Source organism: Paractinoplanes rhizophilus, assembly GCF_042664765.1.
Taxonomy (GTDB): Bacteria; Actinomycetota; Actinomycetes; order Mycobacteriales; family Micromonosporaceae; genus Actinoplanes; species Actinoplanes rhizophilus.
In genome coordinates this window covers 624180-644263 of the sequence record NZ_JBHTBJ010000001.1, presented here as the reverse complement: position 1 = coordinate 644263, position 20084 = coordinate 624180, and the positions used below count along the sequence as shown (strand labels likewise).

Here is a 20084-nt window from a genome sequence, read left to right as displayed (position 1 = left end):
GTCAGTCCACCCTCCTGCGCAAGAGGAAACGCCAGTGCGGGAGGCTCGCGATCCGGGATCGAATCTCGTCGGGGCGCTCGGCCTTGTCGACGAACAGGAGGTAGCGGTACTCCGGGAAGTCGGGCAGCTGGTGATACTCGCCGTTGCGGTCGCGGAGGTCGTTCGACTGCAAACGAAGCTTGCCGCCACCGGGTGCCGGACCGGCGGCGGCGTAGTACACACCGCGGTAGTCGCTCTCGTGCAGCCGCCACCGGACACCCAGCACTTCCGCGAGCCGGTCGGGCTGCTCGCCGAGATCCGGCTCGCCGAACCCGTACACGTCGAAGATCACTGTTGCTGTCCGTTCAAGTCAGAACCACACCCGGATGGTCGGTCTACGGTCGACGGCGTCGTCCATCGTACGGAAGATCATGACGTTGACCGGGCGCCCCGCCTCGGCCGACGCCTCGTCGACGATCTCATCGAGACCCAGCCTCGCCAAGTCCGCATCGTCCAATGGTCCGGTGGACACGCCGTCGCCCCGGAACGGAACCCCGCCGTCGCGGGCGGCCGCGTTGACCGAGTCCCCACTGATCGCGATGTCGTAGTCGCTGGTGCGTCCCTCGTCGAACGGCGCCCTGGTGTCGGCGCTACGTCCCGTGACGGCGCTGCCCTGAAATCCCATGTCCAAGTCGGGATAGAGCGCGCGCATGCGGTCGCGGTACCGGCTCGCAAAATCTCGGAAGTGCTGGAAATCGCGGAAGCCCTGCGGGACGTTGCCGGCCCGCCGAGCCGAGGGAGCGGACGGGGAGGAGGAGCCCGGCGTGTCGCCACGGGCGGTGGTCGGGCGACCCTCGCTCAATACCTCGCGGGCGTCGCCCTGGCCACGCTGCACGTTGCCGGCCCGGCCACGCCGGCGGCCGGGCCGACCCGAGGGAGTCTCGTCGCCTCCACCCCCGTGCGGTCTCCGCGGTCTCGGTGTCAAGCGCCTCCTCCATCGACATCGGTCACGACATTATCGTCGCGGTGCCAACGCCGCGCGGGTCTATACGCTCGCCATGTCGGCTGCCGCCGTCTCGGAGCGGAACGTGTGTCCCAGTTCGGGGCCGAGGCCGAAGTAATGCCGGAAGTTGTAGATCAGCGGACGCCAAGCGGCGGGGGAGACGTGCTGGGTGCCGGGCACCACAATGGCGGGTTCGGCGTGCACCCGCAGCACCTCCGTCTCCACGATGACGTAATCGGCGTGCGAATCGGATGTCATTCGCACGACCCGGGCTTCCAACTGAAGTGGGCAATCCGCGACCCGCTGCGGCCGTACCAGCTCAGCCGGCTCCGCCCGCAGCCCCGCGGCGGCGAATTTCCCGGGCTCGAACCGGTGCGTGTCCCGCTTGTGCTCGGGGACGGGGTCACGGCCGGTGAGCGGGGCCAGCCGCTCCACCGCCGGCCATTGGTCCGCGCTCGGCAGGTTGATCACCAGGTCCGGCCGTTCCCACAGATTGCGGGCGGTCTGCCCGTCGGCTCCCAGGCCGAGCACCACGGCCTGGCCGAGCGCCCAAGCCGACGACATCGGTGCGAGGTTCGTCGTTCCGTCCTCGTTCTCGGTGCTCAGCAGCGCGACCGGGGTACCGAAGTACAGGATCTTGGGATGGATGGTCACATGATCGTGGGTCCGGCTCATGATCGAACGGTACGGGCGAGACGGTTCGGGCCGAGCCGAACGGTGGTGAGCCATGCGGATCGGCGGTCGGCGTCGAGGTCACGTGCTCCACGTGTGGGCCATTGCCGCGTGCTGCTGAGGTCTTCGCCCAGCGCGGACCGGGCATGCCCGCCGAATACCTGGAGCGCATGGCCGCGGCTCGAGCGGCTCGATGACGAGGACTCGCAGGTCTTCGAGATCTCCGAAAGAGACGGCGGCGCGGAGGTCCATTTCGCCCACATCGGCCTGGTTCCGCGGTACGAATGCTATGACGTGTGCTCGATCGCGTGGGGGCGAGCCGGAGCACGCCTGAGCGCCAACCGGGGCATCGGCATGTGGCGGCCGGAAAGTTGGGAAACATGGCAGCCGGCCGGGTTCTTTCCGTCGCCATTGTCTGCTCATATTGATGGCAGGCTATGTGATGACGCGACGGAAAGAGGAGGACCCGTATGAAGATTCGCACCATCGCCGCCGTCCTGGTCTGCGCCGCCGCTGCCGTTGCCGGCACCTCGACGCCGGCGAACGCATCGCCTCCAGCCAGCCGGCCCGGCGCACCCACCGTGTCGATCGCTCTTGTTGCCCTCCAGCCGCCGACGGCGCCGGTGGCCTCCGACATCACCTCGTGCTCGGCGACGCTGAACTGGACCTCCGGCGGCGGGCCGGTGCGCCGGCTGCGCGTGTTCCAGTTGGTCGACGGCGTCTGGCATGCCTACGGGCCCTTGCTCGGTCCGGCGGAAATCGCCATGCCGTTGAGTGGTCTGAACCCGGACACCGTCTACACGTTCGCCGTTCAGGCTTACGCGACGCCCGGCACCGGCTACAGCGACAGCCCGCTGTCCGAACCGGGCAGCTTTACCACTCTGGCCGGCCGATGAACTTCATTCCTGTGGGGTGAGGTCAAGCGCTCCGGAAGCTCCCACGATGGCCGCAGCCGCCATCGGAGGGAGCATCATGAGCGCGCCCAGGACCGACGCCTTACCCATCGTGCTGATCCACGGGCTCTGGATGACCGCCCGCAGCTGGGACCGCTGGGTCGAGCACTACCGGGCCAAGGGGCACGAGGTGATCGTGCCGACCTATCCGGGATTCGAGATCGAGGTGGAGGCCTTGCGGGAGAAGCCCGAAATCATCGCCGAGGCCACGGTCCCCGGGACGCTCGAGCACCTCGCCGAGGTGATCGAGAGCCTCGACCGCCCGCCGATCATCATGGGCCACTCGTTCGGCGGGACCTTCACGCAACTTTTGGTCAACCGGGGTCTGGGCGCCGCCGCGGTGACGATCGACTCGGCGCCGCCCGAAGGCGTACGCGTCAATCCGCCCTCGCAGATCAAGTCGCTGTTCCCGGTCCTGAAGAACCCGGCCAACCGGCATCGCGCGGTGGGCTTCACCAAGGAGCAGTTCCACTACGCCTTCGCCAACACGGTCAGCCGGGAGGAATCCGACGCGGCTTACGACCGGCTGCACATCCCGGCGCCGGGCAGCTGGGTGTGGGCCTACGGCCTGATCGCCAACTGGAAGCCGGGCCACCAGGAAACTTGGGTGGACTACGACCTGGACGACCGGGCTCCGCTGCTGTTCATCATCGGTGGCAAGGACCATCTGATGCCACCCGCGGTGATTCGCTCGAACGCCAAGAAATACCGCAATTCAGAGGCGATCACCGACGTGTACGAGTTTCCGGAGCGCTCCCACTTCACCGGTGTCGAGCCGGGGTGGGAACAGGTGGCCGACTACGCCCTCGAGTGGGCCACGACGCACGCGCGACCAGTTCCGGCCTGACCATCAGGAGGTGATCCGATGCCCGGCGCCGGCCCGGCAACCGTGCGATGGACCCCGCCCCTGCCCACCGTGGCGGACCTGGCCCGCCAGCTCCGGGACGTCGTCGCCGATCTGCCCCGGTTCGTCGTGGCGCCGCTGCGCCGGCGGCGGCACCGCACCTGGGGCGCCACGCCGGCCGAGGTCGCCGCGCGGATGCCGGGGGACGATCTGCTGCCGCGGGCCCAGTACCGCAGTACCCGCGCGATCACCGTCGGCGCCACGCCCGCGCAGGTGTGGCCGTGGCTGATCCAGGTCGGCGTCGGGCGCGCCGGCTGGTACGCCGACGACCTGCTGGACAATTTCGCCCGCCCCAGCGCCTGGCGGATCGTTCCCGAGCTGCAGCACCACGAGGCCGGTCAGTGGCTGGGCTACGGCCCGAAACCGTCGGAGCGGTTGTCGTTCGTCGTGGAAAGTTTCGAGGAGCCGCATTGGCTGTTGTGGCGCGGCCGGGTCCGCAGCTGGTCCTGGCGGCTGGTCCCGCTGGCCGGCGGACGGACCCGGCTGATCTCCCGGCTGAACGCCTTCTACGACTGGCGGCGGCCCGGAGTGCTGGTCACGGTGCTGCTGATGGAGTTCGGCGACTACGCGATGATGCGCCGGATGCTCCTCGGGATCAAAGAACGGGCCGAGCGAGGATCCGGCGGGCCGCCCTAACCGCCCGCCGGCGTGCCTCGTCGTGGCCGAGGGTCACCACCCGGCCGCTTATGCCGGCGTGGCGTTCCTCTTCGGCAGCACCCAGTTCGGGCGCGGGAAGTGGCAGGTGTAGCCGTCCGGCAGCCGTTCCAGGTAGTCCTGGTGCTCCGGCTCGGCCTCCCAGAACGGCCCAGCCGGCTCGACCGCGGTCACGACCTTGCCGGGCCACAGCTCGGACGCCTCCACGTCGGCGATGGTGTCCTCGGCGACCCGCTTCTGCTCGTCGCTGGTGTAGAAGATCGCCGAGCGGTAGCTGAGGCCGACGTCGTTGCCCTGCCGGTTCAGCGTGGTCGGGTCGTGGATCTGGAAGAAGAACTCCAGGATCTCGCGGAACGAGATGACCGCCGGGTCGAAGACGATCTCGATGGCCTCGGCGTGGGTGCCGTGGTGGTAGTAGGTGGCGTTGGGCACGTCGCCGCCGCTGTAGCCGACCCGCGTGCTGATCACGCCGGGGCGCCGGCGGATGAGTTGCTGCATGCCCCAGAAGCAGCCGCCGGCCAGGATGGCGGTCTCGGTTTGGCTCATGCCGTAACGGTACCCGCGGGAGTTGACCTTTCCCGGTGCCGTGCGGCCGGACACCGCCCTCGGCGCGATCCGGCGGAGCGCCCGGGCCGGCCCGAGAACAGCAATTTTCGCTAAGACGGCCCCGGCCGCGGTGCGGCTGAGCCTTCCCGGCCGGGCCGACCTCGGGCTGTCGCACTGGTCGCAGCCGACGTGCTCGTCGTGATCGTCGTGCTGGGCGCCCTGGCGCGTAAGCGGGGCAGCCCACCGGCCGAGCGGCCGCGCCGGCTCTGCAAGCTGCCGGCCGAGTAGCTGGGAGGACTATGGTGTGTGCTCATGCCACAGGGCGCTTTCCCGATCGTGTTCGCCACCGGAATCCGCGCGACGGTCGCGTTCTACGAACAACTCGGCTTCGAGTCCTTCTTTCAATTTCCGGCAAAGGGCGAACCCGGATACGTGGGAATGCGGCGCGGCCCGGCCGAGCTGGGAGTCGTCGACGCGAGCTGGCCCGCGGAGCAGTATGGACGCCCGCTCGGCTCCGGCCCTCGGTTCGAGATGTTCGTCTACGTCGACGACGTCGACGAGGTGGTCACCCGGCTCCGTGAGTCGGCACCCGTGCTTCGCGAGCCGGCCGACATGCCTTGGGGCGAGCGCATCGCCTACGTCGGCGATCCGGACGACAACCCGGTGGCACTCGCCGCACCGATCGCGCGGCTTCGCCCCGGCTGAGGATCCGGTCACGTTCCGGACAGCAGCTGCATCCCTAACGGAGTAAGCGTGTGCTGGACGGCGCGCCCGGTGCGGCGGGTGGCCGCCAGCCCGGCCTCGCGCAGCGCGGTGACGTGCGACGACGCGGTGGCCGGGCTGATCCCCACGTCGCGGGCGAGCTGCGTGGTGCCGCAGCCGGTGGTCAGCGCCCGCAGGACTTCCGCCCGGGTGGCGCCGACCAGGGCGGACAGCGGATCGTCCCGCGGCGCCGGCGGTGAGGCCGGGGCCGGGTGGATCGGGTAGCTCAGCGTCGGCCGCCGATATCCCGCGACGCTCACGCCCGGCCGCGTCCAGAACACCGACGGCACCAGCCGCAGCCCACGCCCGCCGAGCCGCACCTCGCCGTCGCCGGGTGCAAGCACGCTGAGCACCGGCGGCTCCCAGCTGATCCCCGGCCCGAGCGACGCCAGCGCCGCGTCCACCCCCGCCGTGAAGATCAAATGCGCCCGGTGGGCAAGCTCGGCGCGCAACAACGCGCCGATGGTGGTCATTGCCGGAGCAATACAAGAGATTTGGTACGAGACCAGGGCGTCACCGAACGCAAGCAGCTCCGTCCCGCGTTTCGTGCGCCGGAGCCCCGCAACGACCCGGTCGGTCGGTAACCGACTGTAGTCCTCGGGGGTGAACAGGTCGGGCACGAAGCCCTCGGCCGGCACCGCGTCCAGCAGGGCGGCGGCCGCTCCGCGCACCCGCGGGCGCATCGTCTGTCCCCACCGGTCGACGAAGGGCCCGCGGCCCGGTTGCCGCAGCGCCTGCAGGCTCCCGATCGTCTCGGAGTGCCAGGCAAGGTCGAAGACCACCTTCCCGCGGTCGGCGGGTTCGAAATGCAGCCGGAGCATTCTTCGACCCTGCCCGAAAGGATCGCATCCGTCGATCCCCGCGGCGATCCTGACCGCCATGACCGTTCTGCACTCCCTGAGCGCCCTGCTCCTGCTGGCGCCCATCACACCCGCGTCTTCCCCACCCGAAACTTTCCGGCCGGCCGCCGCTTCCTCGCACGCCGCCGCTGCTTCTTCGCCAGCCGGCGCCCCTCCCGTGGCCCAGCCGGTGGCCTACGACGTGCAGCTCACCAGCGACGCGACCGGCGCGCGGTGGGACGGCCGGGAACGGATCGTGCTGCGCAACCCCGGACCGGGGACGATGGATCACATCTGGCTGCGGCTGTGGGGCAACGGCGTGGACGGCTGCACTTCCACGCTGGACGTGACCGTGTCGTCGTTCCGCGGCGGCATCCCCGGCACGCCCGAGGTCGGCTGCACCGCCGTACGCGTCACGCTGAGCAAGCCCTTGCCGGCCCGCCGCACCGCCGACCTGTCGTTCGCGCTGACCATCCGCGTCCCGGAGCGCGCCGACCGCTTCGGCCGGGTGGGCGCGTATGCGTTCCTCGGCAACGCCCTGCCGGTTCCCGCCATCGGCGACGACCTCCCGCCGTACGTCAGCGGTGGCGAAAGTTTCCAATCTGTGACCGCAAGTTTCCTGGTCTCCCTGAACCACCCCGCGGCCATGGCCGTCCCCGCGACCGGCACGGTCGTGTCCGAGACCCGCCACCATGACCGCGTCACGACCCGCATCGCCGCGCCTCTGGTGCGCGACTTCGCGTGGGCGGCCGGCCCGTTCGCGAGCGTGACCGGCCGCACCTCCACCGGCGTTCGCCTGCGCACCTGGTACACCGGCGAGGTGACCCCCGAAACGGCGACCGGCGTCCAATCCGACGTGGCCCGGACCCTCGAATACGGGGCGCGCGAGTACGGTGCGTATCCGTACCCCGAGATGGACACCGTGATCGGCGGTTTCGAAGGTTTCCAAGGCATGGAGTACCCGAATTTCGTGCTCACCGAGCCCGCTGCCCTTCCCGCCGTGCACGAAACCGCACACCAGTGGTGGTACGCGCTGGTGGGAAACGACGAGTACCGGAATCCGTGGCTCGATGAGTCCCTGGCCCAGTACACCACCGACAAGCTCCTGGGAACGCCGGATTACTGCGCCACCGCCCCGTTCTGGTTCGACGACGGCATGCGCATCGACGCCGGCATGGACTATTACGCCACCCATTACGACTTCTACGCTCCCGGTATCTACGGCGACGGCGCCTGCATGTTCCTGGAGCTCGAAACGCTGATCGGCGCCGACAAGATGCGCACGGCACTGCGCAACTATCTCGCCCGGAACCGCTTCGGAGTCGCCGGCCCGGCGACGCTGCGAAACGCTTTCCAGGCGGTCACGATGGTCGACCTGACGCCCTTCTGGGAGCGCTGGCGCAACACCGCCGCCTGACGCTCGGGTTTATTGCGTTGTGGGTGACGCCGGGGCCGGGTCATGCTGATCACGGCCCCGGCGGCTTCAGAAGTACGCGCTTCCGTGGCGGATGCATTGGCGATCAAACCACGCTCATCCGTTGCCCTCCTGGCGACCGATCCTTCACATCGGATCCGCTCCGGGGCCACCCGAACGCTCATGAAGAAGGTGAACAAATGTCCCACGAGGTGACCGTCCACAGCGGATTCCGCGGCCTGCGCTACGTCGACGGTCGCTTCGACCAGGTGCTCGAGCCGGGCCGGTACGAGCTGCCCGCGCGCCGGCGTTTCGCGCGGCGGGCGCCCGCGGTCTCGATCGTGCCGATCGACGTGCGCGAGCGGGAGCTGAACATCAAGGGCCAGGAGATCCTCACGGCGGACAAGGTCGCGGTGCGGGTCAACATCATCACCCAGTTCCGGGTGGTGGACCCGAAGGCGGCGGTCGAGCAGGTCGCCGCGTACCTGGACCGCATCTACAGCGACGTGCAGCTCGCCGCGCGGCGCTCGCTGGCGACGATGACGCTCGAGGCCATCCTGACCAACCGCAACCAGCTCAGCGAGGACATCCTGCGCGACGTCGAGGGCATCTCGGCGGGCTACGGCGTGCAGATCATCCGGGCCGACGTGAAGGACCTGGTGTTCCCGGGCAACCTTCAGGAGATCATGAACCGCGTCCTGACGGCGCAGCGCATGGCCGAGGCGCAGATGGTCGAGGCCCGCACCCGGGCGGAGCGTGAGGCGCTGGAGGCCACCTCGCACGCCGACGCCAAGCGGGTGGCCGCCGAGGCCGACGCCGAGGCGAAGCGCATCCGCGCCGACGCCGAGGTGGACGCCCTGCGCCGGCTGGCCGCGGCGGCCGAGGCCTACGCGCAGCACCCGGCGCTGCTGCGCCTGCGCGAGCTGGAGACGCTCGGCGCGCTGGGCGCCAACGCGTCGGCCCGGCTCTACATCGGCTTCGACAAGCACAGCGACGGCGTCGACAACTGACGGCGATGCTGGCCGGCCTGATCCTCGGCCGGCCGACCCTGCGGCTGCGCGGTGACTATCTGGCGCCCGGTGGCGGTGTGCGCCGTGCTGGTGCGCCCGCCCCGGGCCGGCCGTGGGTCAGTCCTCGACCCGGAAGCCGATCTTCAGGCGGACCTGGAAGTAGGCGACGTCGCCGTCCACGATCTGGCCCCGGACCTCCTGGGTCTCGAACCACTCGATGTTGCGGACCGTCTGCGCCGCCTTCTTGACCGCAGTGCGGATCGCGTCGTCGACGCTGGTCGGGCTGCTTCCCACTACCTCGGTCAGGCGATACACGTGATTGGTCATCATGGCCTCCTCGGTCGCGAACTCGTCGGGGCCAGGCTGTGCACACGGCGCCCCACGGCGATCGTAGCCAGCCGGGCGCCCGGGGTCGCCGACGTTGGCCGATAACCGTTCGTAATGAACGTCGAGGTAAGCACCGGCACGGTGGGTTACTCAGCCCTGGTAGAAGGTGGCGACCCGGCCGGTCTCGCGCTCGTGGTGAACGTGGGATCGCGCCGGTCCCGGCTCACTGATCGGCCCGGCGACGCTGCGAGCGACTTCGGGCCCGAGCACCTCCTCGAGGCGCACCTCGGGAACCACGTCGAAGGAGCGCCCGAGGTCCCAGCTGCGGCCGTACGCGCACGGATCCATCACGACGACCCGGCGCCCGCGATGCAGCGGGATCAACGCCGGACGCCCATCGATCGGTACAGCCATGCCGTCGCCGTCGGTGAGCTGGAACAGCGCCCGCGTCCGGTCGGCGCCGTCCGGCGCGCCGGTGGCCGCCGCGGCCACCCACTCGGGCTCCGGCCGGATGCCCTCGACGAGCCCTTCGCGGCTCAGCACGTCGGCGATCAGCGTGTGCAGCTGGAAGTTGTCGCCGACCCCGCTGATGCGCAACCGGAACGCCCGCTTCCCGGCCCGGTCCACCACGATCAGCGGCTCGTCGTCGAGCATGTCGAGCAGCCCGATCAGGCAGAACATGTCGCGCCGTAACGGGTCGAGTTGCCGGGCGAGACGGGCAACTTTCTCCCGGTGCGGGAAAGCGACCCGCACCTCGCGCAGCTCCAGCAGCCCGGTGGCCGCCGTCATCCAGTCGTCGAGCATCATCCACGCGCCCGCGTAGCGCGCCGCCTCGTCGGCCGGGAGCGCCCTGCGGGGCCAGCGGCGTTCCCGGCTCAGCGTCGCCGCCGCGTACTCGAACCACTCCTGATCGTTGCCGTCGCCCGGCGCCGGGAACGCGGCGTTGCGGCCGGCCGCTTTCGGCCAGGCGTCGGCGAAGGCCGCCGCGTCCTCCAGCGCCCGGCGCAGCCCATCGGCGACCGCCGCGACAAGGCCGTGCTCCGGCGCGCCGCGGCGATATCGCAGCACAGCGCCGACGGCAAGTTGCCCGGAAACAGCCGGCGGGACTTTCGCGAACAGCGGCACGATTCTTTCCAGGACGTCCGCCGCCTCGCCGACCCGCGCCCACAGGTCGGCGGCGGCGCGCTGAAAGGCGGGAAAGTCCGCGTTCTCCGCGGCCGCCTCGAGCGCCGCGAATTCCGATTCACCGACCACGGCGGAGATGGTACGGCCTCGACGTTCGCCGCCGGTCAGCCGGGAGATCGACTTCCATGTACGCTGTCCGCCGGCCTCGATCGACAGGAGCAACGGTGGCGGAGAGCGGCGCGCACACGTGGGGTTACACGCTGGGCTACGTGGGCACGCGGATCTGCTGCTGCCTGATCGTGATCGGCGCGATCGTCGGTCTCATCGTCTGGATCGTGCGGCGCAGCTCGAAGCCGGGGCCGCAGCCGCCGGCGTATCCGGGATACCCGCCCGCGGGTGGCTATCCACCGCAGGGCGGTTTCCCGCCGGCGGGTGGCTATCCGCCGCCATCTCCTCCGCCGGGCGCCTTCCCGCCGCCTTCTTCGTCCCCGGGTGGCTATCCGCCGCCTTCTTCGTCCCCGGGTGCCTACCCGCCGCCATCTCCTCCGCCGGGCACCTACCCGCCGCCTTCTCCGCCTCAGGATCCGTATCAGGGGCCGCCGCCGAGTTCGCCTGCCTGATTCGGCCGGCCGCCGCCGAGTTCGCCCGCCTGACCTGGCCTGGCCGCGGCCAGACTCGCCCGCCTGACCCGGATGGGCTCGCCCGCTTGACCCGGACGGGCTCGCCCGCTTGACCCGGCCGGCCTCGCCCGCTTGACCCGGCTGGCCGGAGCCGCGGTCGCCTGGCATGCCCGGAGCGATGAGTTCGGGCGTTGCCGCCGGTCCACCCCAGTAGCAGCCATCGTTTCGGCGCCCACTGGAGGACACCATGACCGGCCGGATGCTCGCCTTCATGCTCGCCTCGCTGACCCTCATCGCGATCCCGGGCCCGAACATGATTTTCATCGTGACCCGTTCGGCGGCGCACGGGCTGCGCGCGGGCGTGGCCTCCGCGTTCGGGGTCGAGACCGGCACGCTGCTGCAGCTCACCCTGGTCGGGGCGGGCCTGGCCACCTTGGTGGCGGCCTCCCCGCTCGCGTTCTCGGTCATCAAGTACGCGGGTGTCGGATACCTCGCCTACATCGGCCTCCGCGCCCTGCGCAACGCCCGCAAGCCGGCCGCCGCCAACGCGCCACCGACCCCGCGCCGCCGGCTGTTCCTGGACGGCGTGCTGGTCAGCGCGTTCAATCCCAAGGTGGCGCTGTTCTTCCTGGCGTTCCTTCCCCAGTTCGTCCGCTCGGAGGGCGAACTGCCGGCCTTCGGCGCGGTCTTCATCGCCCTCGCGCTCGCCGCCGACATCGCCTCCTGCTTCGCCGCCGACGCGATCGGCCGCTGGCTGCGCGTCCGCTCGGGCGGCAGCCGCGTGGTCGGCTCCATCTACCTGGGCCTGGGCCTGTTCACCGCGGTCTCCGCCTGACCGGCGGTGGCTTGCCCGCACGGTGGTGCTGGCCGCGTGGTGCTGGCCGCGCGATGGTGCTGGCCGCGGGGTGGTGCTGGCCGGCCGCGCGGTGGTGCTGGCCGCGCGGTGGTGCTGGCCGCGCGGTGGTGCTAACCGCGGTGGTGCTGGCCGCGGTGGTGCTGGCCGCGCGGTCGTACCGCGAGGTGGGAGCGGACAAGGCGGGCGCCGGAAAAGCGACATGGCGGGCCAAGCGACATGGCGGACCAAGTGGATAAGCCCGGGCGCGTGACGTGCCGGGCAGCGCGTGAGCCCCACGCCGGGCGACGCGTCTGGCGGATGGCCCTCAGGTCGGACCGGGTCAGCGAGACCCGATGGCGGCGAACGGGATCGGGCAGCGCGGCTCGCCCGCGCAGGTGACCAGGTCGTCGCAGCCGGCCGCGACCGTTGCGCGTAGCGTTCCGGCGATCGCCTGGAGGTCGGCGATCTTGGCCTCGACCTCGGCCAGCTTGGCCCGCGCCCGCTCCTGCAGCCGAATGTCGGGGCTGCCGTGCCGGTGGGTGCCGGCGGCCAGCAGGTCGGCCACCTCGTCGAGGGTGAAGCCGAGCCGCTGGGCAGCCTTGATCACGCGCAGCACGGTGACCGTCTCGGCGGGATAGAGGCGGTGGCCGCCGAGACTGCGCTCCGGTTCCGCCACCAGGCCGCGTCGCTCGTAGTAGCGCAGCGTCTGCAGGTTCACCCCGGCCGCGGCGGCGACCTGGCTGCTGCGCAGCGCGCTCATGGCCGCATCCAGGTCGCGATCGGGCCGCCGGGCGGAAGGCTTATGGCCGGCCTGGCAGCGACTTGGCCGCCGTGCTGGGCGTTCATGGCCGGATCCCGGCCGCGGCGCGTTCCGACAGCGCGTCCAGGACCTCCACCTGGGTGGCCGGCACCGCGACGTCGAGCCGCAACATCGCCGGACCGGGCGCGAAAGTGAAAGTGAAGAAGGAGCAACATTCGCTCTCGCGGCGGGTCAGGTCGCGGGCCGTGGCCTCGGCGGCGGGGTCAAGCTCCCAGCGCAAGGCCGTGGGCGACATTCGCTGCTGGTTTCGCAGCGAGGTGGCGAACAGGTCGTCGAACTCGGCAAGTCGCAGCGGGCGTTCGGCGGTCGGAAGGGTGCAGGCGTCGGGAAGGTTCATGCCTCGACGGTAAACCTGTACCTAGGTACCGGATGCAACCCGCGTGAGCTCGCGCACGCGATCCAGCGCGGGGCCGGCGTCGCCGGGGCGGCCGGCCACTGCGCAAGTTTCCGCGTACGCGCGCAAGCAGTCGATTTCGAGCTGCACCTCGGCCAGCGGCCGGAGCAGCTCGAGGGCGCGGCGATGATGATCGAGCGCCGCCGACGGATCGCCGGTCTCGCGCAGGACGATGCCGAGGCAGTTGTGGCACCAGGCCTCGTTGTGGGCAAGGTGATGCTGTTCGGCAAGGGCCAGCGCTTGGTGCAGGGGTTCGGTCGAGGCCCGTGCGACGCCCAGGGTGAGCAGGCCGGGTATCCGCGCGGGCCCGTCGGCCAGTTCCAGCGCGGCGAGCGCCAGCGAAACCGCGGCGTCGGGCGTGCCCAGACGCAGGGTCACCCAGCCGTCGAAGGCGATGGCTTGCGCCTGGCCGGCTCGGTTTCCCTGCTGTTCGAAAAGTTTCCGCGCCCGCCGGAAATCCGCCTGCGCGGCGACGAAGTCGCCCAGGTCCCGGCGAACGAAACCGGTGCGCAGCGCGAGTGTCGCGGCGAGATCGTCGGAGCGCTCGACCGGCTCGCGGCCGAGACCGTCCGACGACTCGGGGGCGAGATCGTCGGAGCGCTCGGGCGACCCGAGGGCGAGATCGGCGGAGGACTCCATGGCGAGGTCGGCGGAGCGCCTGGCCGACTCGTATGCGGCCAGCGCCTCGGGCAGGCGGCCGGCCGCGGCGAGCGCGAAACCCAGGTCGGCCAGCAGCGACGCCCGTTGCCGCTCGCGGCCCAGCCGACCGGCGGCGTCGGCGGCCGCGGCGAGCATGCGCGTCTGGTCGCCGGTGCCGCGGTGGCGGAAGAACCAGACCCGCATCGCCGGCGGCAGCCCGGCCACCAACTCGTCGGCCCCGAGACGGACGGCGGCGTCGAAGCAGGCGACGAGGTTGACGTACTCCAGGTCGAACCAGGCCAGCGCCCGCGCCGGATCGCCCGGCTCGGGCCGCGGCCGGTGCGGCGAGGGCAGAATCCGATCCTGAGCGACCGCCCGCGCCAGGTAGTGGTCGAAGACCCGCCGTAGATGGCCGGGAATGTCGGCTTCCTCGGTGGCGGCCAGGTCGGCGGCGTACCGCCGGATCAGGTCGTGCATCCGATACCGGCCCGGCGAAGTTTCCTCGACCAGGTGGGCGTCGACCAGCTCTTCGAGGAGATCCTGAGGATCGGCGGACCACAGCGCCGCCGCCACGCCGTCGTCGAAGTCGACCCCCGGCAGCACACCGAGCAGGCAGAACAGGCGCCGCTGCGCGGCATCGAGCTGCTGCAGCGACATCCCGAAAACGGCGTCGAAGCGCCCGGCGTTGTCGCGCATCCGCTCGGCCAGAACGGCGACGGACCACCCGGGCCGGTGCCGCAGGCGCGCGCCCGCCATCCGCAGCGCCAGCGGCAACCCGCCGCACTGGCTCAGCACCTGCTCCACCGCATCGTCGGCACCAAGGGCGACGCCGGCCGCGCGACCGAAAAGCCGGGCGTCGTCGGCGCCGAGGGCGACGCCGGCCGCGCGACCGAAAAGCCGGGCCGCGTCGGCGTCGTCGAGCGGCGCCAGCGACACCGGCGGCACGCCGTCGAGGCTGACCAGCCGGTTGCGGCTGGTGATCAGCACCGCCGACCTGCCGGCGCCGGGCAGCAGCGGCCGCACCTGGTCGGCGTCGGCCGCGTTGTCCAGCACCACGAGGGCCCGGCGACGGGACAGCTCCGACCGCCAGAGCGCCGCCCGCTCGGCGGCGCCGGCCGGGGGATGCGTGACGTCCAGCCCGTCGAGGAGCCGGCCCAGCGCGACCTGCGGGTCGAGCGGCTCCTGGCCCGGCGTGAAGCCCTGCAGGTCGAGGTAGAGGCCACCGTCGGGATACGCCGGGGCGAGCCGGTGGGCGACGTGCAGCGCCAGGCTGGTCTTGCCCACGCCGGCCATCCCGTCGACGACGGCCGCGCCGACCGTACGCAAAAGCTTCTCGACCTCGGCCGATTCCGCCTCCCGCCCGGTGAAATCGAACAGGTCGCCCGGCAGGTCGTTGCGGCGCGGCGCGGGGGCCGGACCGGCCTCCGACGCGGCGGCCCAGATGGCGCGCAACGGGCGGGGATCCTTCTGCACCGCCCGGCAGAGCGCGACGACCGCCTCCCACGGCGGGACCAGCCGGCCGGTCAGGTAGCGCGACAGCGACGAGCTGCTGAGCCCCGACTCGCGGGCCAGCGAGCGCAGGCTGAGGCCGCTCAAATCCTTGATCTGGGCGAGCTGAGTTACCAGTCGCTCCTGGGGGCCGGACACGGGGAACAACGTTACCGTCCCGGCCCGCGCGAACGGATCATCAGTGCGTTCGCCCAGCTCACGGCCGTTGCGAGTGTCCCACGGTGTCCCACGGGCGGCGCGGGATGGCGCCCGGACCTGGTCGGATGAGTCTCGTCGGAGGGAGAAGCGATGCGGACGGTACGGATGCCCCACCCGGTGGATCTCGTCCCCGGGGTCAAGCAGGCGTGGAACGCCCTGCGCACGACGATTGACGAAGCCGTGCCGGATCTGTCGGACGGAGAGGCCGCCGCCCGGGCGCTCACCGAGGCGGCCGCCCACGCCGAGGACGTGACCGACCGGATCTGGGACCAGGCCGCCAAGCACTTCGACCAGCAGGAACTGGCCGCCATCCTGCTCTCCGCGGTCCTGGCCGACGCCATCGACCGCCTCAGCACTGTGACCCGCCAATCGAAGGGAATGTCATGACCAAGTTCACCGACGCCGAGCGCAACGCCATGAAGGACCGCGCCAAGGAGCTCAAGTCGGCCAAGGGCGCCGACACCGAGCCCGAGCTGCTCGCGAAAATTGCCGCCATGCCGGACGCCGACCGGGTGATCGCCGAGCGCTTGCACGAGGTGGTCAAGGCCGCCTGCGGCGACCTGATGCCCAAGCTTTGGTACGGGATGCCGGCGTACTACCGCAACGGCAAGATGATCTGCTTCTTCCAGCCCGCGTCGAAGTTCAAGGCCCGCTACGGGATGTTCGGCTTCAGCGACGCCGCCAACCTCGACGACGGCGCCATGTGGCCGGCCTATTACGCGATCGCCGAGCTGAACGCCGACGTCGAATCCCGGATCACCATGCTCGTGAAGCAGGCGACCAGCTGAAACAGGGGCGGGCGACAAGCTGAGGCTGTGCACCGGGCCGCGCCCCACCGCGCGGCCCGGTCAGGGCTCACTGGTAGGAGATGTCCGAGGAGGAGAACTTGCAGTACGTTCCATCGGCCCCGGAACCGGTCTTCGTCGGCTCGTCGCCGTCGTCGTTGCCGGTGAAACGGTCGCAGATGGAGATCTTCCGCGAGCTGTCGCCCACGATCGTGATGCCGCGGAACGTCGCGGAATCGCCGTAGTTGGTGTTGACGCCGGCGATGGTGCTGCCCGGCGCGATCACTCGGGTGTTGGTGATGAGCACGGTGCGCTTGTACTGGGTCGAACAGTTTCCGCACGACCGGTACAACTTTCCGAAGTTCTGCACCTGGAAGTTCTGGATCGTCAGCGTCCCGCCGCCGTTGTGCTGGAACACCTTGTCCGACGCCGACTTCGCGCCGCCGCCGTCGACCAGGAACACCGACCCGGTCCCGCCGCGGAAAGTTGCCGCGTCCTCGCCGACGTCCAGCCACCACACGTTGCGCAACGTGCAGGACCCGGCGCAGTGCACGCCGTCACCGGCCGGCGCGCCGATGATCACATTGGTCAGGGTGGCCCCGGCGGCGAGGTTGAACATCGGGTCCTGGGACTCGCTCTGCCCACCGTCCCCGATGCCGTAGTACCGCCTGTTCCCGCCGTCGAACGAGCCCGACACCGCGATGGTCGCATCGACCTTCACGCTGCCGGTCTCCGACGGCCAGGGCGCCGTCGGGCTGGTGCCGCCGCCACCCCCGGAGCTGCCGCCAATCTTGATCAACGTCCACTGCTGGTTCGCGCCGTTCAGATCCGCGTACTGCGCCGCCTTGCCGCCGTCCGCGGTCGACCACTGCCAGATCTCCAGAGCCTTGCCGCTGTTCCGGTTGATCAGCTGGATGTTCCCGCCGATGTCCTCGATGCGCCATTGCTGGCTGTTCGCATGCGCGTCGCCGTTGGACTGGATGATCTGCGCGCCGTCCGCGGTCGAGGAGCCCTGCACGTTGAGCACCTTGCCGCTGTGCTTGGCCTTGAGCCGGTAGTAGCCGCCGCCCATGTCGAGGAACTGGAACTGCTGCCAGTCCCCGTCGTTGCGGGTCCACTGGTTGACCACGGCCCCGTCGGCCGTCGACCTGTTGTAGACGTCGAGCACCTTGCCGCTGTTCGCGTTCTGCAGCACGTAGTAGGCGCCGAGGTCGATCGTCGCGGCGCCGGCCTGCTGCGCGAGGACGACGCCGGCGGCGCCCAGCCCCGCGGTGGTGATGACGGTGATCGCGGCGGCAGCGAGCCGCCGCAGCCGTACTGGTGGTCTGTCACGCATCCGGATTTCTCGCTTTCGGTAGCCGGTGGTGGGGAGCGGACACCGCGAACATATCGACGTTTCCCACTGTCTTGCGGGCTACCGCCTTGCCAACGCCCGCCGGATTTCGTGTCATTTGCAAGACCGAAACCTCGTACCCGATGGAGAGCGAGCGCGGCATGACTTTCGACGACATCTTCGGCGGCACGGCGGTGATGGCCATCCTGCGCGGGTTACCGCCGTCCGAAACCGTCGCGCTTGCCGGGCGGCTGTGGGATGCCGGCGTCACCGTGCTGGAGATCCCGATCGGCCGGCCGGAACAGCTGCCGTCGCTGCGCGCCGCGGTCGAGGCCGCCACCGAGCGCGGCCTGCGGGTCGGCGCCGGCACCGTCATCACCGCCGACCAGGTCCGGGCCGCGGCCGGGGCGGGCGCCCAGTACACCGTGGCGCCCGGACTGGACCTCGGCGTGCTGGCCGCGTCGTCGAGCGCCGGAATGCCGCACCTGCCGGGCGTGGCGACTGCGACCGAGGTCCAGCGCGCCTGGCTGGCCGGCTGCCGGTGGCTCAAGGCGTTCCCGGCCGCGGCCCTCGGCCCGAAGTGGATTTCCGGACTGCTCGGCCCGTTCCCCGACGCGCGGTTCGTCGCCACCGGCGGCCTCACCGTGGCCGACGCGCCCGCCTTCCGCTCGGCCGGCGCGCGGGTGGTGGCGCTGGGCGCGGCGCTGGCCGACCCGGCCCAGCGCGAGCAGATCAGCCAGCTCCTTCAGGAAAGGTGACCGCCGCTCGAGCCGTTTCTTGGCCGGTCCAGGCTCGGCGACCGTTCCAGCATGGCCTGGCGCAGGGCGATCAGCTCGGCGCCCGGGCCCGCCCCGAGCTGCCGGCGCAGGATCTCGTGTGCCTCCCGGTATGCGGCGAGCGCGGCGCCGGGATCGCCGGCCCGGTAGTGGGCCAGCATCAACTGCGCCCAGGCCCGCTCGCGCAGCGGGTGCCCGGCCAGATGCTCGCGCAGCAGCGGCACCAGATCGCCCGCGTGGCCGAGTATCAGCCGTACCTCGACCAGGTCCTCGACCACGTGCAGTCGATGCTCGTCCAGGCCCTGCAGGCGCTGCTCCAGCTCGGTGCCCGGGGCGACGCCGTCGCCGGCCGGCCCGCGCCACAGCCGCAGCGACGCGGCCAGGTCCGGCTCGGCGCGGGCCGGGTCGCCGGCGCGGACGGCCCGCCGCCCGGTCTCGGCCAGCGTCTCGAACTCGGTCAGGTCCAGCTCGTCGGCGTTGAGGATCAGCTGGTAGCCGTGGCGGTGCGAGACGATCCGCGAGGCGAGCACCCGGCGCAGCATGACGACGTGGCTGCGGATGTTGACCACCGCCGAGGCCGGCGGCGGGCCCGGCCACAGCAGCGCGGTGAGCCTCTCCAGGCCCACCGGCCGGTTGCGCTCCAGGGCCAGGGCCGCGAGCAGCGCCCGCCGCTTGGCCGGTCCCAGGCTGGCCCCGGCGCCGTCGGCCCACAGCTGCACCGGCCCCAGAATGCGCACCCTGATCGACATCGATCCTCCCCGTTGATCGGCCCAAAGGGTAGGAGCGGGAATCAGCGGGACCAAGGCAATGCCGGACATTTACATGGTGCCGAACATCGAGCGCCCGGGGCCGCCTCAGCGGTAACAAATCGAGCCTCCGGAACGCTCTTCGCCACCGGTTGCCGTCGTCTGAGAAACCGGCCGTTGCCGTGCCGCGGGCATCGTCCGACGGTGGGGGAATGACCATTTCGACGGAGGCACGCGTGGCGAGGACCGCGTGGGCCGGAAGGCCGACCGCGCGTCGTCCACATTGGCCTTAGGATGCCTACTATGCGTGCTGCCGTCGTCACCGCCCTGGGCGGACCGGAAGTTCTCGAGATGGCCGAGCTGCCCGATCCCGTGCCCGGCCCCGGCCAGGTGCTGGTCCGGGTGCGCGCGGCCTGCGTCCATCCCGCCGATATCGCCGCCCGGATCGGGCAGATTCCCGGCGGCCCGGTGCAGCCGCCGTTCCTGGCCGGCTGGGACATCGCCGGCGAGGTCGTGGCGGCCGGCGCCGCCGCCGGCCTGGCCGTCGGCGACCCGGTCGTGGGCATGATCCCCTGGTATCTGACCCGCGGCGCGACCGGCGGCTACGCCGAGCTGGTGGCGGCCGACGCCGAGTGGCTCGTCCCGCTGCCGCCCGGCCTCGACCCGGTCGTCGCGTCCACCGTGCCGCTCAACGCCCTGACCGCCCATCGGGCGCTGGACATGCTGGCCCTTGCCCCGCCGGCCACCCTGCTGGTGACGGGGGCCAGCGGCGGCGTGGGTGGCTTCGCGGCCCAGCTCGCGGCGCAGGCCGGGCACACCGTGCTCGCCTCGGCCACGGACGACGACGAGGAGTGGGTGCGCGGTCTCGGCGTGGACACCGTGATCCCGCGCTCGGCCGCCCTGGGCCGCGCGCCGGCCGTGCTCGACGCGGTGCCGATGGGCGAGCCGGCCGCGGCGGCGGTCGAGGACGGGGGAGTCCTGGTGAGCACCCGCCCGATCGCTCCGGTCGACCCCGCCCGGCACGTGCGTCAGGATCTGGTGCTGATCACCCTCGACCGGCCGGCACTGCGCGATCTCGTCGAGGCGGTGGCGGCGGGCCGGCTGCGCACCCGGGTGGCGGCGACGTTCCCGCTGGCGGAGGCGGCCGAGGCGCACCGGCGGTTCGAGGCCGGCCATCTCCGCGGCAAGATCGTCCTGCTGCCCTGAGGCCGCCGCGAGCCGGCCGGACGCTCGGTGGCGCC

The 20084-nt window shown here is 71.3% G+C and carries 24 protein-coding genes; 12 read left to right on the top strand and 12 right to left on the bottom strand.

What is annotated here, in order from left to right; genetic code table 11:
- Position 1: 1 nt before the first annotated feature.
- The 3 genes from ACFQS1_RS02895 to ACFQS1_RS02885 form a co-directional block, all read right to left on the bottom strand.
- The gene (locus ACFQS1_RS02895; protein WP_378964359.1) at positions 2–331 is read right to left on the bottom strand and encodes a hypothetical protein; all 330 of its coding nucleotides are present in this window, start codon (positions 329–331) and stop codon (positions 2–4) included.
- 18 nt (positions 332–349) lie between these two features.
- Positions 350–691, bottom strand: coding sequence for a hypothetical protein (locus ACFQS1_RS02890; RefSeq protein ID WP_378964358.1), 342 nt, complete (start codon positions 689–691; stop codon positions 350–352).
- A gap of 333 nt (positions 692–1024) precedes the next feature.
- Positions 1025–1657 carry a flavin reductase family protein gene (locus tag ACFQS1_RS02885; protein WP_378964356.1) on the bottom strand — a complete coding sequence of 211 codons (633 nt, stop codon included), beginning with the start codon at positions 1655–1657 and terminating at the stop codon, positions 1025–1027.
- A gap of 467 nt (positions 1658–2124) precedes the next feature.
- Here ACFQS1_RS02885 and ACFQS1_RS02880 point away from each other — a divergent pair, with 467 nt between their 5' ends.
- The 3 genes from ACFQS1_RS02880 to ACFQS1_RS02870 all read left to right on the top strand — a co-directional run bounded on the left by ACFQS1_RS02880 (position 2125) and on the right by ACFQS1_RS02870 (position 4147).
- Positions 2125–2550 (top strand): fibronectin type III domain-containing protein, encoded by a 426-nt coding sequence (locus ACFQS1_RS02880; protein WP_378964355.1) that lies wholly within the window; start codon positions 2125–2127, stop codon positions 2548–2550.
- 76 nt (positions 2551–2626) lie between these two features.
- Positions 2627–3454, top strand: a complete 828-nt coding sequence (locus ACFQS1_RS02875; RefSeq protein ID WP_378964354.1) for an alpha/beta hydrolase — start codon at positions 2627–2629, stop codon at positions 3452–3454.
- Positions 3455–3472: 18 nt separating this feature from the next.
- Entirely contained in the window at positions 3473–4147 is a 675-nt protein-coding gene (locus ACFQS1_RS02870; RefSeq protein WP_378964352.1) for an SRPBCC family protein, read from the top strand.
- Positions 4148–4195: 48 nt separating this feature from the next.
- Here ACFQS1_RS02870 and msrA read toward each other — a convergent pair whose 3' ends face one another.
- Entirely contained in the window at positions 4196–4711 is a 516-nt protein-coding gene (gene msrA / locus ACFQS1_RS02865; protein ID WP_378964351.1) for a peptide-methionine (S)-S-oxide reductase MsrA, read from the bottom strand.
- Positions 4712–4733: 22 nt separating this feature from the next.
- On the opposite strand from msrA, the gene ACFQS1_RS02860 reads away from it, so the two are divergent.
- Entirely contained in the window at positions 4734–4913 is a 180-nt protein-coding gene (locus ACFQS1_RS02860) for a hypothetical protein (RefSeq protein WP_378964350.1), read from the top strand.
- Positions 4914–5023: 110 nt separating this feature from the next.
- A complete protein-coding gene (locus ACFQS1_RS02855) occupies positions 5024–5416 on the top strand; it encodes a VOC family protein (RefSeq protein ID WP_378964348.1) in 393 nt (130 codons plus the stop codon).
- 8 nt (positions 5417–5424) lie between these two features.
- Here ACFQS1_RS02855 and ACFQS1_RS02850 read toward each other — a convergent pair whose 3' ends face one another.
- Positions 5425–6294, bottom strand: coding sequence for an ArsR/SmtB family transcription factor (locus tag ACFQS1_RS02850; RefSeq protein ID WP_378964347.1), 870 nt, complete (start codon positions 6292–6294; stop codon positions 5425–5427).
- A 58-nt stretch (positions 6295–6352) separates the two neighbouring features.
- Here ACFQS1_RS02850 and ACFQS1_RS02845 point away from each other — a divergent pair, with 58 nt between their 5' ends.
- The gene (locus ACFQS1_RS02845) at positions 6353–7729 is read left to right on the top strand and encodes a M1 family metallopeptidase (RefSeq protein WP_378964346.1); all 1377 of its coding nucleotides are present in this window, start codon (positions 6353–6355) and stop codon (positions 7727–7729) included.
- 197 nt (positions 7730–7926) lie between these two features.
- Complete coding sequence (locus ACFQS1_RS02840) at positions 7927–8736, top strand: slipin family protein (protein ID WP_378964345.1); 810 nt, start codon at positions 7927–7929, stop codon at positions 8734–8736.
- Positions 8737–8853: 117 nt separating this feature from the next.
- On the opposite strand, the gene ACFQS1_RS02835 is transcribed toward ACFQS1_RS02840, so the two are convergent.
- Together ACFQS1_RS02835 and ACFQS1_RS02830 are read right to left on the bottom strand one after the other, a co-directional pair.
- Complete coding sequence (locus ACFQS1_RS02835; protein ID WP_378964343.1) at positions 8854–9063, bottom strand: dodecin; 210 nt, start codon at positions 9061–9063, stop codon at positions 8854–8856.
- Positions 9064–9213: 150 nt separating this feature from the next.
- The gene (locus ACFQS1_RS02830) at positions 9214–10317 is read right to left on the bottom strand and encodes a hypothetical protein (protein WP_378964342.1); all 1104 of its coding nucleotides are present in this window, start codon (positions 10315–10317) and stop codon (positions 9214–9216) included.
- 738 nt (positions 10318–11055) lie between these two features.
- On the opposite strand from ACFQS1_RS02830, the gene ACFQS1_RS02825 reads away from it, so the two are divergent.
- On the top strand, positions 11056–11643 hold the full coding sequence (locus ACFQS1_RS02825; RefSeq protein ID WP_378964341.1) for a LysE family translocator: 588 nt from the start codon (positions 11056–11058) through the stop codon (positions 11641–11643).
- Between the two features lie 340 nt (positions 11644–11983).
- Here ACFQS1_RS02825 and ACFQS1_RS02820 read toward each other — a convergent pair whose 3' ends face one another.
- From ACFQS1_RS02820 to ACFQS1_RS02810, 3 genes are all read right to left on the bottom strand, one after another.
- On the bottom strand, positions 11984–12403 hold the full coding sequence (locus tag ACFQS1_RS02820) for a MerR family transcriptional regulator (RefSeq protein ID WP_378964339.1): 420 nt from the start codon (positions 12401–12403) through the stop codon (positions 11984–11986).
- Between the two features lie 82 nt (positions 12404–12485).
- Positions 12486–12800, bottom strand: coding sequence for a hypothetical protein (locus ACFQS1_RS02815; protein WP_378964338.1), 315 nt, complete (start codon positions 12798–12800; stop codon positions 12486–12488).
- Between the two features lie 21 nt (positions 12801–12821).
- Positions 12822–15143, bottom strand: a complete 2322-nt coding sequence (locus ACFQS1_RS02810; RefSeq protein WP_378964336.1) for an ATP-binding protein — start codon at positions 15141–15143, stop codon at positions 12822–12824.
- A 150-nt stretch (positions 15144–15293) separates the two neighbouring features.
- Here ACFQS1_RS02810 and ACFQS1_RS02805 point away from each other — a divergent pair, with 150 nt between their 5' ends.
- Together ACFQS1_RS02805 and ACFQS1_RS02800 are read left to right on the top strand one after the other, a co-directional pair.
- A complete protein-coding gene (locus tag ACFQS1_RS02805) occupies positions 15294–15590 on the top strand; it encodes a hypothetical protein (protein WP_378964335.1) in 297 nt (98 codons plus the stop codon).
- Positions 15587–15991 carry an iron chaperone gene (locus ACFQS1_RS02800; RefSeq protein WP_378964333.1) on the top strand — a complete coding sequence of 135 codons (405 nt, stop codon included), beginning with the start codon at positions 15587–15589 and terminating at the stop codon, positions 15989–15991. Before ACFQS1_RS02805 ends, ACFQS1_RS02800 begins: the two co-directional genes overlap by 4 nt.
- A 67-nt stretch (positions 15992–16058) precedes the next feature.
- Here the strand turns inward: ACFQS1_RS02800 and ACFQS1_RS02795 are convergent, their stop codons facing one another.
- Positions 16059–17324, bottom strand: a complete 1266-nt coding sequence (locus tag ACFQS1_RS02795; RefSeq protein ID WP_378964332.1) for a pectate lyase — start codon at positions 17322–17324, stop codon at positions 16059–16061.
- A 158-nt stretch (positions 17325–17482) separates the two neighbouring features.
- Here ACFQS1_RS02795 and ACFQS1_RS02790 point away from each other — a divergent pair, with 158 nt between their 5' ends.
- A complete protein-coding gene (locus ACFQS1_RS02790; RefSeq protein WP_378964331.1) occupies positions 17483–18079 on the top strand; it encodes a bifunctional 4-hydroxy-2-oxoglutarate aldolase/2-dehydro-3-deoxy-phosphogluconate aldolase in 597 nt (198 codons plus the stop codon).
- Here ACFQS1_RS02790 and ACFQS1_RS02785 read toward each other — a convergent pair.
- Positions 18067–18846, bottom strand: a complete 780-nt coding sequence (locus ACFQS1_RS02785) for an AfsR/SARP family transcriptional regulator (protein WP_378964329.1) — start codon at positions 18844–18846, stop codon at positions 18067–18069. The two genes, ACFQS1_RS02790 and ACFQS1_RS02785, sit on opposite strands and share 13 nt — an antisense overlap.
- A gap of 300 nt (positions 18847–19146) precedes the next feature.
- Here ACFQS1_RS02785 and ACFQS1_RS02780 point away from each other — a divergent pair, with 300 nt between their 5' ends.
- Positions 19147–20049: an NADP-dependent oxidoreductase gene (locus tag ACFQS1_RS02780; protein WP_378964328.1), complete on the top strand. Its 903-nt coding sequence runs from the start codon at positions 19147–19149 to the stop codon at positions 20047–20049.
- The last annotated feature ends 35 nt before the right edge of the window (positions 20050–20084 follow it).